The organism is Bacillus cereus group sp. BfR-BA-01430, from assembly GCF_022663115.1.
Taxonomy (GTDB): Bacteria; Bacillota; Bacilli; order Bacillales; family Bacillaceae_G; genus Bacillus_A; species Bacillus_A cereus_BD.
The window spans coordinates 30,852-48,645 of sequence record NZ_JAKUEW010000021.1 but is presented as its reverse complement, the minus strand read 5'-3'; the positions used below and the strand labels follow the sequence as shown (position 1 = coordinate 48,645).

Genomic DNA, 17,794 nt, shown 5'->3' with positions numbered 1-17,794 from the left:
GCGTTCATCCTGAGCCAGGATCAAACTCTCCAATAAAGTTTGTCTAGCATCATAAATAAAAATTGACGTTTCACGTTGTTTGTTTCGTTCAGTTTTCAAAGAACTCGTTTGCCGCAGAAGCGACTTTACTAATATAACATTTCGTTACATTTTCGTCAACAACTTTTTTTATTTAAAAGTTGTTTTCTTTTTTGTTTCTTGCGTTGTCTCTCGTGACAACGAATATAAATATACCAGTTCGGTTATTAAAATGCAATAGTTTTTTTAATAAAATTTTTAACCTAATAAAAAAGTATGAAATCAATACTAATCCACTATATAAAAATACCTTTCTCATAAAGTGAAACTTGAATCATTCCCCTCTATCTTCTTCGTTTTTTTAAATCTTAAGATAAGAGATCTTGCTCACTATAAATAGTAGGATTAAAAAAAGCTTTGGAGAAATCTCCAAAGCTTAGTCTTGTTTATGACGCATTGTAGGGAATAACAATACATCACGGATAGATGGTGCATTTGTTAATAACATAACAAGGCGATCAATACCGATACCTAATCCACCAGTAGGAGGCATACCATATTCAAGAGCTTCGATATAATCATCGTCCATCATATGCGCCTCATCATTTCCTTGTTCACGCTCTTTTAATTGAGCTTCAAAACGTTCTTTCTGATCGATTGGGTCATTTAATTCAGTAAATGCATTTGCATGTTCGCGAGCAACAATGAATAGTTCAAAACGATCTGTAAATCGTGAATCCTCATCGTTCTTTTTCGCAAGAGGCGAAATTTCTACTGGATGACCGTAGATAAATGTAGGTTGAATTAACTTTTCTTCTACTTTTTGTTCAAAGAATTCGTTAATAATATGACCAACTTCCATTGTATCTTTAATTTCTACATCATGTTCTTTCGCTAATGCACGTGCTTCTTCCACGCTCATTGGTTTCCAGAAGTCCACTCCACAATATTGTTTAATTGCATCCACCATATGAAGACGTGTCCATTCTGGCTCTAAATTAATTTCATGTTCACCATATTGAATTGTTGTTGTACCCAACACTTGTTTCGCAATATGAGCAATCATATTTTCTGTTAGTTTCATAATGTCTTTATAGTCAGCATACGCTTCATATAATTCAATCATTGTAAATTCCGGATTATGACGTGTTGATACACCTTCATTACGGAAAACACGGCCAATTTCATATACTTTTTCTAGGCCACCTACAATAAGACGTTTTAAATGCAACTCAATTGCAATACGCATATATAATTCCATATCTAATGCATTATGATGCGTAATGAACGGACGAGCAGATGCACCACCTGCAATTGCATGCATCATTGGTGTTTCCACTTCAAGATAGCCATTATCATCTAAGTATCTTCTCATTTCACGGATGATTTTACTGCGAGTAACAAATGTTTCGCGACTCTCCATACTTGTGATTAAATCTAAGTAACGTTGACGATAACGTTGCTCAATATCTTTCAATCCATGGTATTTATCCGGAAGTGGACGAAGAGATTTCGTTAATAATGTAAATGATGTTGCTTTTACAGAAAGTTCTCCAACATTTGTTTTGAAAACTTTCCCTTCGACTCCTACTAAGTCACCTAAGTCAGCTGTTTTAAACAATTCATATTCTTCATCTCCAACAGCATCCTTACGAACGTAAATTTGAACTTGTCCATGTAAATCTTGAATATGTGCAAAACCAGCTTTCCCTTTACCGCGTTTTGTCATAATGCGCCCAGCGATAGAAACAGAAATTGCTTTTTCCTCTAATTCTTCTTTAGAGAACTCTTCATACAAGCTCAGTAACTCTTTTGATGAATGTGTACGTTCAAAACGTTTACCAAATGGATCGATACCTTGCTCACGTAAGTTATGTAGTTTCTCACGACGAACAAGTAATTGGTCGTTTAATTCTTCGTGGTTCATGTTATCCATGGTATTGATATCACTCCAGCTCTATTTAATTTTACAATATATACAGTATATCATTTTCTATCCAACTAGAAAAACTGCCAGTAAGTAACTGACAGTTCTTCTTTCTTTCACGTAATTATAGGAAGCAAAAGAAAGAATGTCAATCATTCCCTCTCGCTTCTTAACCGATCTGAATATTTTCTTGTTTCGCTTCTACTTCTTCTACAAATGCACCTAATAGCGAAGCAAGATCTTCACGAGTATTACAAGCATTGATCCCATTGCGCACTCTCGCATTTCCGCGAACACCTTTTAAATACCAAGCTGCATGCTTCCTCATCTCACGTACTGCAATATGCTCATTCTTTAATTCGATGAGACGATCTAAGTGCAGCATACATACATCAATTTTCTCACGCGCTGTTGGTTCTGGCATTAATTCCCCAGTTTCTAAATACTTCACAGTGCGATAAATCATCCAAGGATTTCCAAGTGCCGCACGACCGATCATAACTCCATCTACACCAACTTCATCTAGCATACGCTTAGCATCTTGCGGAGTTTCCACATCACCATTACCGATAACAGGAATATTCACCGCTTGTTTCACTTGTTTAATAATATCCCAATCTGCTTTACCCTCGTACATTTGAACACGCGTGCGTCCATGAACAGCTACAGCTTGACCTCCTGCCCGTTCAACCGCTCTAGCATTTTCAATTGCGAAGATATGATCTTCATCCCAACCAATACGCATTTTAACCGTAACTGGTTTTTCCACCGCATCAACAACTGCTGCTACCATTTCATATATTTTATTTGGGTCTAAAAGCCATTTTGCTCCCGCATCACATTTTGTAATTTTCGGAACAGGACACCCCATATTAATATCAATAATATCCGCTGTTGTATTTTGATCTACATATTTTGCGGCATCAACAAGCGTCTCTTTCTCGCCGCCGAAAATTTGTAGACTTAACGGCTTTTCTCTCTCATCAATATATAACATATCTAATGTTCTTTTGTTATTAAATAAAATAGCCTTATCACTTACCATTTCAGCACATACTAATCCCGCACCAAATTCCTTAACTGTTAAACGGAATGCAGAATTACATACTCCCGCCATCGGTGCTAGTACCACTGGGTTCTTCATCTCAATGTTTGCAATCTTTAACACTCGACTAGCCCCTTTCTTTATCCTTACTTCGGCATTAACTCATCTATTGAAATGTTCAATGTCTTTGCAACTTCTATAACAAAATCTTGAGAAGGTGATCTATTTCCTCTCTCAACTTCTCCTAAAACTGATACAGATACCCCTAATTCCTTCGCAAAACGTTCTTGCGTATAACCTTTCAACTTCCGAAAAGCGCGAATGCGTCTTCCCCATTTTTCTGCTTCCATATCGTTACTCCCTCTCGCCTTTTCATTTCTTCTACTTGTGAACGTGAAATATTTTGTTCTATATCTTGATTAATTTCTAACAACGGAACGATAACAAAAGCTCTTTCAAACATCCGCGGATGCGGAACAATAAGATTCTCTGCTTCAATATTGTCTTGATTATAAAGTAGAATGTCAAGGTCGATAGTCCTTGGACCCCACCTTATTTCCCTTTTTCTTCCTAATTCAATCTCAATCTTTTGTGTTACTGTTAATAGTTCTTGCGGCAATAAATTGGTAGAAATTTTTATGACTAAATTTAAAAAGCGATTTTGATCTGTATATCCCACTGGGTCTGTTTCATAAACTGAAGAAACATCTTCCACTTGAATATTAGAATTCTTATCCAATAAATTAATTGCTTGTGTTAAGTACGTATAGCGATCACCCATATTTGATCCTAAAGCAATATAAACTGTATTTTTCATGTTCTTTCTCTCGTTATCTCTACTGCTACAGAACGATAATGTCCTGGTATAGGAGGATCAGGTTTGATAACCTTTACTGTGCAACGCATCACACTTCCATACTGTTCCAATATATTTGCAGCTATATTTTCCGCTATACTTTCCACAAGTTTATATGTTCGTTCTTCTACAATCTGTCTACACAGTTCAAACAGCTCCCCATAATTGACAGAATGCTCTAAGTCGTCACTTTCACCAGCTTTTTTTAAATCTAGCTCTACCGTTAAATCCACCTTAAATCTTTGTCCTAATTTATTCTCTTCCGGGAATACCCCGTGATAGCCGTAAAATTCCATGTCATGGATATAAATTTTATCCAATCACTTTCCCCCCTTACCAATCATTGCATCCATCATCTTTGCCATACGGGCCATTTCTTTCACATCATGAACGCGAATCATTTCACAACCTTTAGCAATCCCAAGACAAATTGATGCTCCTGTTCCTTCAACACGCTCTTCTACCGGTAAATCTAAAACATATCCGATAAAAGACTTCCTTGAAGTTGCAAGAAGAATCGGATACCCTAGTACATTCAATTGCTCTAAATTGCGCATAACTTCTAAATTTTGTTCAGGTGTTTTAGCAAAACCAATACCTGGATCTAAAATAATATTTTCATCGCGTACACCTGCATTTTTCGCAATCTTAACACTCTCATATAAATCTGCAATCATATCAGACATTACATTACGATAATTTGTATGATCACGATTATGCATTAAAATAATCGGTACATCATAGTGAGCTGCTACTTCTGCAATTTTCGGCTCCGCTTTCGCTCCCCAAACATCATTAATAATGTGAGCTCCAGCTTCAATAGCTTGCTTTGCTACTTCCGCTTTATAAGTATCAATAGAAATAGGCACATTCGCTTCCTTCGAAACAGCTTGTATAACGGGTAATACACGCGCTAATTCCTCTTCTACTGAAACTTTTGCAAAACCTGGACGCGTTGATTCTCCACCTATATCAATTAAATCCGCACCAGAAATCACCATTTCCTTCGCATGGCGAACAGCTGTTTCTAATTCATTATAACTTCCGCCATCAGAGAATGAATCTGGTGTTACATTCAAAATCCCCATGACTAATGTTTTTTCATTTAAATTTAATGTATATTCACCACAGCGCAAATCATAGTTCCATTTCAAGTTCTATATCTCCCCTCTATAATTCGTTTCGGCTCCAAAGATTCTCTCTATGCATCTCATATGCACCAATTAATTTTTTTGTAATCTCTCCCTCTTTCCCTGGGAAATCTCTTCCTTCCATATGGAGAAGTGGCACAATTTCTTGAATCGAATTTGTTACAAACACTTCTTCCGCTGTAAGTAATTCCTCTTTTGTAAACAAACCTTCTTTTACTTTTATATTTAGCGTTTGAGCAACCTTTATAATAAATGCACGAGTAATTCCATTTAGAATTCCTGTATGAAGAGAAGGTGTATATAAAGCACCTTCTTTTACAAAGAAAATATTTGACACAATCCCTTCTGCTACGTAACCTTCCTTCGTAAAGAAGATCCCTTCTCTATTCACTGCATTTCCAATTTCACGTTTTCCTAAAATATTATTTAAATAATGATGCGATTTCAAACGAAAATTCCCCTCGGGTGTATTTCGCACCTGTTTTAAAATAACCCCTTCCTTTTCTACTACTATGTCTTTAGGAGTTAAAGGTTTGATAAATACAATGACAGATGGATTTTTGTATACATCTGTTTGTAATCCTATTTCATCTATCCCAGCTGATACATTAAAACGAATATATGCATGCTTGCATCCGTTCCTTAAGAGCAACTCTTTAAGGATAGCAAGTATATCTTCTTTCGTCATATCCCATTCGATTTGCAAAGAAGCAAGAGCACCCATTAAACGTTCATAATGATCATCTAGTAAAAACGGGTGCCCATTATAAATACGAAATGTCTCAAAAACACCAAGCCCATACAAATATCCGTGATCATAAGGAGAGATTTTCGCTTCCATATCTTCTACATATGTACCATTCACATAAATTAACATGACAATGCACTCGAGCTATACTTCTGAATAAAGTTTTCCAATAGCTCTTTCCCATGAGAAGTCATTATCGATTCTGGATGAAACTGCACGCCTTCAATCGGCAATGTCTTGTGGCGAAGCGCCATAATCTCCCCTTCTTCTGTCCAAGAAGTTACTTCTAAACATTCAGGCAATGTCTCTTTCTTTACAATTAAGGAATGATAACGAGTTGCTGTAAACGGATTGGGAATTTCAGAAAAGATCGTTTTTTCATCATGATACATTTGTGAGGTTTTCCCATGCATGAAACGTTCCGCACGAACTACTTCTCCTCCAAATACTTGTGCAATTGATTGATGTCCTAAACACACACCGAAAATAGGAATCTTCCCAGCAAAATGTTTAATAACCGCCATGCTAATACCAGCTTCATTCGGACTACAAGGACCAGGTGAAATCATTAAAAAATCAGGTCTCATATTTTCAATATCCGCAATGGTAATTTCATCATTACGCTTTACGACAAGTTCTTGTCCAAGCTCCCCAAGAAACTGTACTAAATTAAATGTAAAAGAATCATAATTATCGATCATCAATATCATTTCTCTCACCTAACCGTTCCTTCGCTACGTTCTTTCGCACGCCATAAAGCGATTGCTTTTTTCAATGATTCTTTATACTCATTCTTCGGATTTGAATCAATGACAATTCCCGCTCCAGCTTGCACATATGCTTGACCATCTTTTGCAAGCAACGTTCGAATCACAATATTTAATTCCATATCTCCGGAGTACCCGATCCAACCTATTGATCCTGTATAAATACCGCGTCTTACAGGTTCTAATTCTTCTATAATTTCCATCGTACGTATTTTAGGTGCTCCCGTAATGGTACCACCAGGAAATACAGCTCTTACTAAATCAAAAGCATCCTTATCTTCGCTAACTATACCGCGAACATTCGAAACAATGTGCATAACATGCGAGTATTTTTCGATTACCATAAATTCATCGACTTCAACTGTCCCATACTCACAAACTCTTCCTAAATCATTCCGCTCTAAGTCAACAAGCATTACATGTTCGGCACGTTCTTTTTCATTTTCAATTAGCTCCTTCGCTAATCTTTCATCTTCTTGTTCATTTTCCCCGCGAGAACGAGTTCCTGCAATCGGTCTTGTACTCACCTTATTTCCTTGTTTTTTAATTAATAATTCCGGTGATCCGCTCACAATTTGAAAATCCCCAAGTTCTAAGTACCCCATGTATGGGGATGGATTGATTTCCCTTAAGCTTGTATAAATTTCAAAAGGATGTGTTTGTAATGTTTTTTCTTGTCTTGTAGAAAGGTTCACTTGAAACACATCTCCAGCTCCAATATACTCTTGAATCCGCTCAACAGCATGTATAAATCCTTCTTCTGTGAAAGCTACAACTTCTTTTTCGTTCGCCTGGATTTCAAATGGAATTTTCACTTGAGGGGCTTCCTTCATCCAACGTTCTTCCCAGTCTCTCAAGCGTTGTTCTGCAGTTTCACGTTCCTCTACATAATGCGTAATAATCCATAATACTTTTTCATCATGATCATATACAAACACATCATCAAATAATAGAAAGAATATGTCAGGTATATCCACATCATCCTTTGCAATTGAAGGCAATTTCTCAATGTAACGAATACAATCATAACTAAAATATCCGATTGCTCCCCCTTGAAATGGCGGATAATCCGGATTGTGATCTGTTTTCCATTGCTCCATATATTTTTGCATTAAATTTAATGGATTACCGTATTCTATTGTTTCCTTACCATTTTCACTTATATGTAACGTTTCATTCTTCCCACGAATTACCGCTACAGGATCGAGCCCTACAATACTATAGCGACCTCCGCGCCCACTTTCTAACAAAATATGTTGTGCCTTATACTGAGAGAGAAACTTATATTGCTTAAAGAAATCAAAATGATATGGAATAGAAAGTGCTAAAGATTTTCTTTGCTGCATATCAACACCCCATCTTCTTTTATCCCACTCCCCTAGTCTAATCATCTCAAATCACCAACAACTGATATGAAACACTCATCCTTGAGAGCCAATGAAAATAAATTAACTTTACTACTTATTTTACATGAAGTTTTCTAGTCATTCACTCTTTTCCTATTTCCAAAAGAAAAAAGCACCCCCTTTCAGGAATGCTTTTTTCTAGCGACACAAATTATGATTCAAATTGGTAAAGGGGAGTGCTTAAATAACGTTCACCGTTACTTGGAATGATTACAAGAACCTTTTTCCCTTTGCCAAGTTTTTTTGCAACTTCTGTTGCAGCATAGATAACAGCACCTGAAGAAATACCAACTAAAATACCTTCTTCACGAGCTACTTTTCTTGCATATTCAAATGCTTGTTCTGTCTTCACTTGAATGATTTCATCATATATTTCTACGTCCAATGTTTCTGGAACAAATCCAGCTCCAATTCCTTGGATTTTATGTGGACCTGGTTTTCCGCCCGATAGTACAGGAGAGTCTGCTGGCTCTACTGCATAAATTTTAATGTCTTTATACGTCTCTTTTAATACTTCCCCAGCACCTGTAATTGTACCACCAGTACCAATTCCTGCGATAAATGCATCTAATTGGTCACCCATCTGCTCAACAATTTCTGGACCTGTTGTTAAACGATGAACTTCTGGGTTTGCTGGATTTTGGAATTGTTGTGGCATGAAATAACCGTTCTCTTTCGCTAATTCAGTCGCCTTACGAATTGCGCCACCCATTCCTTCTGGACCTGGAGTCAATACCAATTCAGCCCCGTAAGCACGAAGTAAATTACGGCGTTCCATACTCATTGTTTCCGGCATTACTAAAATTGCTTTATATCCTTTTGCAGCTGCCACCATCGCTAAGCCAATCCCTGTGTTACCACTTGTTGGCTCAATGATTGTATCGCCTTCTTTTAATGAACCTTTCTTCTCAGCAGCTTCGATCATAGATAATGCAATACGATCTTTCACGCTGCTTCCAGGGTTCATAAATTCTAATTTTAAATATATATCTGCACTGTCTTGCTCTACGATGCGGTTCAACTTAACGATCGGCGTTTTCCCGATTAATTCTGAAACTGATTGTGCCACTCGCATTCCTGTCACTCCTAACACCGAGTATTTTTATTGGTTTTCTCTATATTAATATCTTGTCAGAAAATTCTTCATTTGTCAATCTATTTGAACAACATGTTATCCATATATATTACTTATATTATAGTGTTTCAATTAACTGCTTAATATCATCTTTAGAAAATTTATATCGCTCATTGCAAAAATGACAATGTACTTCCGTTTCCTCTTCTTCCTCACGTATTTGTTCTAATTCTGCCTTACCTAAACTAATGAGTACACTTTCAATACGCTCTCGTGAACATGTACAATTAAATTGTACATCCATTGTTTCTAACACTTTTACGTTTTCTTCTCCTAACACTTCATTTAAAATCCCTTCAGGAGAAAGCCCTTTTTCAATCATTGTTGAAACAGGAGGAATTTTTTGTAGACGCTCTTCAATAAATGAAATTGTCTCTTCTTGCGCTCCTGGCATAATTTGCAAAATGAAACCGCCCGCTGCTAATATACTATCATCACCATTCACAAGAACGCCAACTCCTACTGAAGAAGGAGTTTGTTCAGAGACAGCAAAATAATACGTAAAATCTTCTCCTAGTTCACCTGATACAATCGGAGACTGTCCAATAAACGGTTCACGCATACCGATATCTTTAATTACTGTCACATTTCCTTCTGTACCTACAGCTTGATATACTCTCAATTTCCCTTGTTCTGTGGATTCAAAATCAACATGCGGATTTGTTACATATCCGCGCACATCACCATTCGCATGCGCATCGATGACAATCGGGCCAATCGGGCCATTCCCCTCTACTTTAATTGTTAGCTTTTGCTCCCCTTTTAGCATAGCCCCCATCATCGCACCAGCTGTTAAAGAACGCCCAAGTGCAGCAGAAGCTGTTCTCCATGTATCATGTCGTCTTTGCGCTTCACTGACTATATTTGTTGTACGCACACTATATGCACGAACTTCTCCATCAAACGCTAACGCTTTTACTAAATAATCTTTCATCATTTATTCACCTTTCTCATGTTGTAAATTTGCATTACGTTCATATAACATGTATAAACCTTTTAATGTTAAAAACGGATCGACAATATCAATTACATTAGATTCTTCGGCAATCAATTTTGCTAATCCTCCTGTAGCAATTACGGTAGGTTCTTGTTTAGCTTCTTCTTTCATACGCTTCACAATACCTTCTACTTGTCCAACATACCCATAAAGAATTCCCGCTTGCATTGCACTTACAGTATTTTTACCAACAATGCTGCTTGGTTTTGTTATTTCAATACGGGGAAGCTTGGCAGCTCGGCTATATAAAGCTTCTGCAGAAATCATAATTCCAGGTGTAATAACACCACCCATATAATGTTTCTCTTCGTTAATATAGCAATATGTAGTAGCCGTACCAAAATCAACAATAATAAGTGGGCTTCCGTATAATTGAATACCGGCTACAGCATTTACAATGCGATCCGCTCCAACTTCACGTGGGTTCTCATATTTTATATTTAAACCTGTTTTGATTCCCGGACCTACTACAAGCGGTTTGATTTTAAAATACTTCTCACACATACGCTCTAAAGCAAACATAATCGGTGGTACAACAGAAGAAACAATAATCCCTTTTATATCTCCAAAAGAAAGGCCTTCATGCTCAAGAAGTTGCTTTACCAGCATGCCATATTCATCTTCTGTTTTATGACGGTCTGTTTCCATACGCCAATGCTGCCGAAGTTTCCCTTCCTCAAACACACCAAGTACCGCATTTGTATTCCCTACATCCAATACAAAAATCATATTCTCACCACTTATCTTATTTAATCTATATTTGTGTAGTATGTACAAAACTTATAATGCCATCATATCACACATACCCGTATAGTCGGCTTCTCCATCTTCCCCATTTTACAAAAAGATTGTTCATCATTTCAATTTTTAATATAAGCAATTTTAAAATATATGCACCTGTATGGTCACATATCCAAAATAAAAAGGAGTGACAATTGTCACTCCTTCGTTTCACCTTTATCCTCTGCATTTTCATCATCTTTTTTCATCGTAATGTTTACCTTTACATCACTTTCAGATGATTTTTTACGCTCAGGTAAAGTGCCATGTTCATATAAATGATTGATTTGCTCTGCATCTAACGTTTCTACTTCAAGTAACGTTTTAGCGATAATATCAAGCTTATCTCGTTTTTCAGTCAGGATTTGTTTTGCACGAGCATAACATTCTTTCATAATGCTTTGCATTTCCATATCAATTTGATGTGCAATTGCATCACTATAGTTTTGCTCAGAATGGAAGTCTCTTCCTAAGAATACTTGACCACCCTGCGAACTACCAAATTGCATTGGGCCTAACTTATCACTCATACCAAATTCTGTTACCATACGTCTAGCAATACCAGTTGCACGTTGGAAATCGTTATGAGCTCCTGTACTTACTTCACCAAATACAATTTCCTCGGCAACTCGACCACCAAGTAAACCAGTAATCTTATCAAGCAATTCTGGTTTTGTCATGAAGTAACGATCTTCTTTTGGAAGCATTACTGCGTATCCACCAGCTTGACCGCGAGGAACAATTGTTACTTTATGAACGATATCTGCCTCATCAAGCACAACACCAATGACAGTGTGTCCTGCTTCGTGGAAGGCAACGATATTTCGTTCTTTCTCAGAAATAACACGACTTTTCTTAGCCGGACCTGCAATAACTCGATCCGTTGCTTCATCAATATCAGACATGTCAATTTTCTTCTTATTTTGACGCGCAGCCACTAATGCCGCTTCGTTTAATAAGTTTTCAAGATCTGCACCAGAGAAACCTGGCGTACGAGTTGCAATTGCTCTTAAGTTGATATCTTCATCAAGCGGTTTATTACGAGCATGTACTTTCAATACTGCTTCACGTCCATTCACATCTGGACGATCCACTGTAATTTGACGGTCAAAACGTCCTGGACGTAATAACGCTGGATCAAGAATATCTGGACGGTTTGTCGCAGCGATGATAATAATACCTTCATTCGCACCGAATCCATCCATTTCTACAAGAAGTTGGTTTAACGTTTGTTCACGCTCATCATGACCACCGCCAAGACCTGCGCCACGTTGACGACCTACTGCATCAATTTCATCGATGAAAATAATACAAGGTGCATTTTTCTTTGCATTTTCAAATAAGTCACGTACACGAGAAGCACCGACACCAACGAACATCTCTACGAAATCAGAACCACTAATAGAGAAGAACGGCACGCCAGCTTCACCTGCAACGGCACGCGCAAGCAATGTTTTACCAGTACCTGGAGGTCCAACTAATAGAACCCCTTTCGGAATGCGAGCACCTACTTCAGCGAACTTACGAGGATCTTTCAAGAATTCAACAACCTCAACAAGTTCTTGCTTTTCTTCGTCAGCTCCAGCTACATCTCTGAAGCGTACTTTTTTCTTTTCGTCATTGTATAACTTCGCCTTACTTTTACCGAAGTTCATAACACGACTACCGCCGCCCTGCGCTTGGTTTAGTAAGAAGAAGAATAAAATGAAGAGAATAACAAACGGAATGATTGAAGTAAAGAACGTCACCCAAGCACTTGTTTCTTCTGCTGGTTGATACTTCACTTCTACCCCTTTCACCTTCTCATTAATTTTCTTTTGTAATTCCTCAGTATTCGGTGCATAAGTAACGAATTGTTCACCTTGACTAGAGTTAGCGAATTGTCCTTTTACTTCAAATACACCATTTTTTGGTTGAAGTTGCACATTACGCACTTCACCTTGTTCAAGTCTAGCAATGAATTTGTCGTAGCTAACTGAAGTCGTTTTTTGCGTTGAACCATTGAAGTAGCTCACGATTCCAATTACTACTAAGAATATCAGTAAATAAAAGATGGTATTACGGAAGATACGATTCATTCCTAACCTCCTCTCACGGCATAAACACTATAGTAAATCGTAACATAGAAAAACTTTCCTATACAATTATAACGCCTGTATTTGATTAATTTGAGTAAACGCTTGGTTTTAATACTCCTACATAAGGCAGATTACGATATTGCTCTTTATAATCTAAACCGTAGCCTACAACAAATTCATGCGGAACAGTAAATCCAACATAATCCGCTTTAAGGTCTACTTTTCGACCAGTTGGCTTATCTAGAAGCGTAATAATTTTTACAGATTTTGCTTTGCGATATTTGAATAAATCTACTAAGTAGCTTAATGTCAGACCGCTATCAATAATATCTTCAACGATTAAAATATCGCGACCTTCTACAGAAGTATCAAGGTCTTTCAAAATCTTCACTTCACCTGTTGAAACTGTAGAATGACCGTAACTAGATACAGCCATAAAATCCATTTCAAGATATGTATCTGTTCTCTTTAATAGATCTGCCATAAAAGGCATTGCCCCTTTTAATACACCAATTGCAAGAGGTACTGTATTCTTATACTCCTCCGCAATGATCGCACCTAGTTCGCGCACCTTTTCCTGTATTTGCTCCTCAGAAATTAATACTTTTTCAATATCTTGATTCATCATTTCATTATCCTCCCGGAAGACTCCTTGCTTTTGTAGTGAATAATTATATATTTATCCTTGTTTGCTACTTTTTGCGAAATAGCAAATGCAGATCGTTTCAACAAGGGAACCCAAATAATGTTTCCACTTGCATCACAAACAATCGGCCACTCTTCTCTTTTTTCCTTTGGTACTTTCGCTTCGATAAAGATAGTTTTTATCTTTTTTGTACCGCTCATACCTTGTATTGACATGCGATCTCCATTTTCTCGAGAGCGAATCAAAAGAGGATATGATATATCATTATACTTAGCGACAAATATCATTTCATTCATGTCACTCGGTATTTCCTCTATTACTTCTGCTATAAGCTTATCTCCATTCGCTAATGTAACTGCACCAGGTACGGATAAAACTTCGGAAAAAGGGGTAACAAATTCTTGTTTAAATCGGAAACTGCATTCTTCATATGCACGAACAATTTTTAAACCTTCTGGAAAATCTAGTGACCCTGATGGTTGTATTCGTTTGAAAAACGCAATTACTTTGTCAATATGTATAGAAGAAAGCGAAGATGGAATCTTATATTCATAAAGATAGTTTAATATTAGTTGAATCCCTCTCCTTTGTAAAGGCATAGACAAGGATTCAAAGGCAGGAATTGATAAGACAAGATATTTATCACTTTTTTTTGTAATTACTTTATTCATCTTTTCAAAAGCTAATTCCTGCAAATAGGCCTCATCCTCTTGCATAAGCTGACTAAATTTTTGAAATCGCTCATGCACCTGAGGATTTTCTTCTTTTAAATAAGGCAAAACATACTTACGTAGTCGATTTCTTGTATATACTTCTTTTTTATTACTTGGATCTATACGCGGTATAATGCCTAACTTGTCGCAGTAATCCAAAATTTCTTCCTTTGTCACTGCCAATAAAGGCCTAATTAAATATCCATTATGAAAAGGGCGTTTCACAGCAATACCAGCATATCCTTGCGGAGTACTCCCGCGCACGAGACGCATCAGAATCGTTTCTACTTGATCATCTCCATGATGACCAAGCGCTACATACCCTGCATCATATTTCCTCATTATTCTTTCCAAAAATGCATATCGACATTCCCTTGCAGCTACCTGCGCATTCTTTCCATATTGCTGTTGATATTGCGAAACATTAATTCTTATCGTTTCACAAAGAATCCCAAGCTCATGGCAAAGATTTTCTACAAATTGTAAATCTTCGTAGGATTCATCTCCTCTAAACATATGATCTACATGCGCGACTACAATTGTTAAATTCTTTGCTTCTCTTTTTTCTAACAAATAATATAGTAGAGCTAAAGAGTCGGGCCCTCCTGAAACTCCTACAACAATGGTCGAATGTTCCTCTAATACATCATGCTGCTTTGCAAATCTATCCACTTTTTCAACAAATGAATTTTTCAACTTCGCATTCACCCTTCATTAAAACCAAACAATAACATACTTTACCTTGATTATAATGGTACAACTTTTACAAACTTTGTGCAAAAAAAAGATGTACAAAATTCATATTTTTATCTTACATCCTTTATTATAATAAAAACCAGATTTCTCTCATACAAAAAGGCCTAGAGCTTCTAGGCCTTACGATAATTTACTATTGCGCCTGCATACCTACAATGGGGATTGTAGCCCATTTTGGCATATTTTTCTTCACCTTTGCAACTACAATCGTCATATCATCATGAATATACCCATCACCCGAGCGAATGACTTCTTCCATAATAATGTCAGCAATCTCTTGTGGGTCATCTGTTTGTAACTCTTTAATTTTACGCTTCATCCATACTTCATGATTTTCAACATGTTGCGCCCCTTCGAAAATCCCATCGCTCATCATAATGAGAATATCCCCTGTTTTTAGTTGTTCACCTACAACATCTACTTCAACATCCTCAATAATCCCCATCGGTAAATTACTTGCTTCTATTTTTATAATATTATTTCCACGCTTCACAAAGCTTGGTGTTGAACCAATTTTTAAAAACTTAGCGCTCGCATCTCGCAAATCTACCATAGCTAAATCAAGCGTCGTAAACATTTCTTCAGTTGTTCTTAAAGAAAGAATCGAATTAATAGATTTAATTGCAATCTCCTCATCAATACCAGATTGCAATATTTTGTGTAGTAGTTTTACCGTCTCCTTACTTTCCAGATGAGCTCTTTGTCCATTCCCCATTCCATCGCTTATCGCTAAAGCATATTTCCCTACACTTAAATCCATCATTGCATAAGAGTCTCCAGATACAAATCCTCCCCCCTTAGCTGCTGTGGCAAGTCCTGTATCAAGCGAAAATGTTTTTGCAGATCCAAATGAGATAAGACTATGACCATTTGGATAAGCAGATCGATCTTCATGTTTAACAATAATATTCTCTTTTAAAATATCAGAAAGCATCGGTGCAACTAATTTTTCACATTCACCATGCTCGTTAGACATAGCTGGAATCATCATTTCAATATCGATACTCCCCCTATCTAAACAATAAATATCTACGTGCTCTATCTCAACACCAAAATCTCGTAATGCTTGTAAAATTTGTTCCTCTTGTGCTTGATGATTCTCTCTTTCTTTCTGAATTTCTTTTGCAAAGTCCTCCATGACCTTTGAAACACCTAGTAGCTGCTCCGCAACAATTCTACGATTTTCCTTCATTTGTCTTCGTAATTTTTGTCCTTCATAAAAATGATCTAATTCACTCGCTACTAAATCCGTCACTTTCTTTCCTCTTACACAATACTTGTCCCACCCACGAACTAATTTACGGTTATGTTGAAGTGTCCCAGCCTCGGTTTCATCCATAATCTGTTTCATATAATCATACGTCTTATCAAAATTCACAACCCAACATTGATCTTTTTTAAAGCAAGTTTGACATGTTTTTGCAGTAATGGTACTTAAAAACAAATCCGCTTCTGCTTCTTTATCTTCTTCTTCTACATATCCATACACCGAAAAACTATTTGACAATGCGGAAAATACATTTGCAAACTGATTAATTTTATTTGCTGTAACGTCACGCATTCTCCGTAAATATTGCTGCTGATCCTGTGAATGTTCTTGTGTCCCTGGCATAAACTTAGCAATTCGATCTATAATTGTTTTTGGCGTTAACATAAACAATGCAATTGCTATACCGGATTCTATTAAAGTTGTAATAATACTTGTTTGTTTATCTACATACAATGTAATTAAGCTTGTACCAATTAATAATCCTAAACTTACTCCAATTCGCTTTCCTTCTCTTAATAATCCTCCAAGCAGTCCCGAAAAGGCTAATAAACTCAGTTGGGATAAGCTGGCTACATTGGCCAAACTTAATATCAATCCAGTTACAACACCCACTGTTGAACCAGTCGCTGCTCCTGCAACGAAAGCAAACAATAACACTAAATATCTCGTAAAAATATGCTGAATAGAAGCATCATAAATAAACCAATCTGTTGTACCTGTAAGTACAGACGCCAATAATATAATCAAGCAAACAATTTCTTCGGTTTCTAGAGCTTGTTGCTTTCCCCTTCTTTCTGTTAACAACGGAACACTTTGTAAAAAAATCATTGTCAATACAAAACTAAGTCCTGCTTCTATTGTACTTACAAGCAAATCATACATGGTAACTGTTTGTTGCGCGAAATAAACAACAATAAGATGTGCGGTTAATGCGGAGATAAAAACTTGAAACGGTACAAGTCCAACGGTTTTGCGTGTAAATCGCTTAAAGAAGATATTATAAATGAAGAAAGTAAAAATAGATGCAAAAGTAAAAAGGAAATTATCGATTGAAACAGAAAGCGCTCCACCCATAAGAGCTAAAAACGCAAGTGCCATCTTATCCCGTTTCATTACATATACGGCAGCAAAAAATGGTAATGCGAATGGTAAAATATTCGTTAATATATATGCTCGTCCTAAAAGAAAACCGATTAAAACGATTACAAACCCCCATCTAAAAAAAACATGCTCCAACTTCATCCTTATCTTACTTGTCCATCCTGTTGTACTAAGCTGACCATCACCCATTGCTAATACACTTGTATTCATTGTATTCCTTCCTGCTTTAGGCATATTTTTAACACCACCTGCATAGTTTAATTATTGTCATTATAAAAGATGATGTTCAGGATTTTTGTCAAAACAACAGATATTCCCCTCAAAATCGTTCGACTTTTTATTCAAAATAAATCTATATATATACAAATAGTCGGAAAAATAAAATAGGAAATAATAATTT

16 protein-coding genes are annotated in these 17,794 nt (G+C 36.7%); all 16 read right to left on the bottom strand.

All coding sequences use genetic code 11. The features are described 5' to 3' along the window. Window positions 1-454: 454 nt before the first annotated feature. The 16 genes from lysS to spoIIE all read right to left on the bottom strand — a co-directional run bounded on the left by lysS (window position 455) and on the right by spoIIE (window position 17,628). Window positions 455-1,954, bottom strand: coding sequence for a lysine--tRNA ligase (lysS, locus tag MR058_RS21285; RefSeq protein WP_242145728.1), 1,500 nt, complete (start codon window positions 1,952-1,954; stop codon window positions 455-457). 160 nt (window positions 1,955-2,114) lie between these two features. Beyond that, window positions 2,115-3,113 (bottom strand): tRNA dihydrouridine synthase DusB, encoded by a 999-nt coding sequence (gene dusB / locus MR058_RS21280; RefSeq protein ID WP_242145727.1) that lies wholly within the window; start codon window positions 3,111-3,113, stop codon window positions 2,115-2,117. Window positions 3,114-3,136: 23 nt separating this feature from the next. Continuing rightward, window positions 3,137-3,340, bottom strand: coding sequence for a helix-turn-helix domain-containing protein (locus tag MR058_RS21275; protein ID WP_242145726.1), 204 nt, complete (start codon window positions 3,338-3,340; stop codon window positions 3,137-3,139). Then, window positions 3,292-3,807, bottom strand: a complete 516-nt coding sequence (gene folK, locus MR058_RS21270; protein ID WP_242145725.1) for a 2-amino-4-hydroxy-6-hydroxymethyldihydropteridine diphosphokinase — start codon at window positions 3,805-3,807, stop codon at window positions 3,292-3,294. Before folK ends, MR058_RS21275 begins: the two co-directional genes overlap by 49 nt. Beyond that, window positions 3,804-4,166: a dihydroneopterin aldolase gene (gene folB, locus MR058_RS21265; protein ID WP_242145724.1), complete on the bottom strand. Its 363-nt coding sequence runs from the start codon at window positions 4,164-4,166 to the stop codon at window positions 3,804-3,806. The genes folK and folB overlap by 4 nt, the downstream gene beginning before the upstream one ends. After that, window positions 4,167-5,000 (bottom strand): dihydropteroate synthase, encoded by an 834-nt coding sequence (gene folP / locus MR058_RS21260; protein ID WP_242145723.1) that lies wholly within the window; start codon window positions 4,998-5,000, stop codon window positions 4,167-4,169. It abuts the gene before it with no gap. A gap of 16 nt (window positions 5,001-5,016) precedes the next feature. Beyond that, a complete protein-coding gene (pabC, locus tag MR058_RS21255; protein WP_242145722.1) occupies window positions 5,017-5,874 on the bottom strand; it encodes an aminodeoxychorismate lyase in 858 nt (285 codons plus the stop codon). Continuing rightward, window positions 5,868-6,455 (bottom strand): aminodeoxychorismate/anthranilate synthase component II, encoded by a 588-nt coding sequence (pabA, locus tag MR058_RS21250; protein ID WP_242145721.1) that lies wholly within the window; start codon window positions 6,453-6,455, stop codon window positions 5,868-5,870. Before pabA ends, pabC begins: the two co-directional genes overlap by 7 nt. A gap of 5 nt (window positions 6,456-6,460) precedes the next feature. Then, window positions 6,461-7,858 (bottom strand): anthranilate synthase component I, encoded by a 1,398-nt coding sequence (gene trpE, locus MR058_RS21245; RefSeq protein WP_242145729.1) that lies wholly within the window; start codon window positions 7,856-7,858, stop codon window positions 6,461-6,463. A gap of 211 nt (window positions 7,859-8,069) precedes the next feature. Beyond that, window positions 8,070-8,993, bottom strand: coding sequence for a cysteine synthase A (gene cysK, locus MR058_RS21240; protein ID WP_242145720.1), 924 nt, complete (start codon window positions 8,991-8,993; stop codon window positions 8,070-8,072). 118 nt (window positions 8,994-9,111) lie between these two features. After that, window positions 9,112-9,987: an Hsp33 family molecular chaperone HslO gene (gene hslO / locus MR058_RS21235; RefSeq protein ID WP_242145719.1), complete on the bottom strand. Its 876-nt coding sequence runs from the start codon at window positions 9,985-9,987 to the stop codon at window positions 9,112-9,114. A gap of 3 nt (window positions 9,988-9,990) precedes the next feature. Next, window positions 9,991-10,779 (bottom strand): type III pantothenate kinase, encoded by a 789-nt coding sequence (locus MR058_RS21230; RefSeq protein WP_242145718.1) that lies wholly within the window; start codon window positions 10,777-10,779, stop codon window positions 9,991-9,993. 209 nt (window positions 10,780-10,988) lie between these two features. Further along, the gene (gene ftsH, locus MR058_RS21225; protein ID WP_242145717.1) at window positions 10,989-12,908 is read right to left on the bottom strand and encodes an ATP-dependent zinc metalloprotease FtsH; all 1,920 of its coding nucleotides are present in this window, start codon (window positions 12,906-12,908) and stop codon (window positions 10,989-10,991) included. Window positions 12,909-12,993: 85 nt separating this feature from the next. Then, window positions 12,994-13,536: a hypoxanthine phosphoribosyltransferase gene (hpt, locus tag MR058_RS21220; protein ID WP_242145716.1), complete on the bottom strand. Its 543-nt coding sequence runs from the start codon at window positions 13,534-13,536 to the stop codon at window positions 12,994-12,996. Beyond that, on the bottom strand, window positions 13,533-14,963 hold the full coding sequence (gene tilS, locus MR058_RS21215; RefSeq protein ID WP_242145715.1) for a tRNA lysidine(34) synthetase TilS: 1,431 nt from the start codon (window positions 14,961-14,963) through the stop codon (window positions 13,533-13,535). The genes hpt and tilS overlap by 4 nt, the downstream gene beginning before the upstream one ends. Before the next feature lie 193 nt (window positions 14,964-15,156). Beyond that, window positions 15,157-17,628 (bottom strand): stage II sporulation protein E, encoded by a 2,472-nt coding sequence (gene spoIIE, locus MR058_RS21210; RefSeq protein WP_242145714.1) that lies wholly within the window; start codon window positions 17,626-17,628, stop codon window positions 15,157-15,159. Between the last annotated feature and the right edge of the window lie 166 nt (window positions 17,629-17,794).

Excerpts from the sequence above, each read along its gene's own strand:
- lysS (WP_242145728.1), bottom strand. The coding sequence starts at position 1,954 with ATGGATAACATGAACCACGAAGAATTAAACGACCAATTACTTGTTCGT.
- MR058_RS21275 (WP_242145726.1), bottom strand. The coding sequence starts at position 3,340 with ATGGAAGCAGAAAAATGGGGAAGACGCATTCGCGCTTTTCGGAAGTTG.
- folK (WP_242145725.1), bottom strand. The coding sequence starts at position 3,807 with ATGAAAAATACAGTTTATATTGCTTTAGGATCAAATATGGGTGATCGC.
- pabC (WP_242145722.1), bottom strand. The coding sequence starts at position 5,874 with ATGTTAATTTATGTGAATGGTACATATGTAGAAGATATGGAAGCGAAA.
- pabA (WP_242145721.1), bottom strand. The coding sequence starts at position 6,455 with ATGATATTGATGATCGATAATTATGATTCTTTTACATTTAATTTAGTA.
- trpE (WP_242145729.1), bottom strand. The coding sequence starts at position 7,858 with ATGCAGCAAAGAAAATCTTTAGCACTTTCTATTCCATATCATTTTGAT.
- cysK (WP_242145720.1), bottom strand. The coding sequence starts at position 8,993 with ATGCGAGTGGCACAATCAGTTTCAGAATTAATCGGGAAAACGCCGATC.
- hslO (WP_242145719.1), bottom strand. The coding sequence starts at position 9,987 with ATGAAAGATTATTTAGTAAAAGCGTTAGCGTTTGATGGAGAAGTTCGT.
- MR058_RS21230 (WP_242145718.1), bottom strand. The coding sequence starts at position 10,779 with ATGATTTTTGTATTGGATGTAGGGAATACAAATGCGGTACTTGGTGTG.
- ftsH (WP_242145717.1), bottom strand. The coding sequence starts at position 12,908 with ATGAATCGTATCTTCCGTAATACCATCTTTTATTTACTGATATTCTTA.
- hpt (WP_242145716.1), bottom strand. The coding sequence starts at position 13,536 with ATGATGAATCAAGATATTGAAAAAGTATTAATTTCTGAGGAGCAAATA.
- spoIIE (WP_242145714.1), bottom strand. The coding sequence starts at position 17,628 with ATGCCTAAAGCAGGAAGGAATACAATGAATACAAGTGTATTAGCAATG.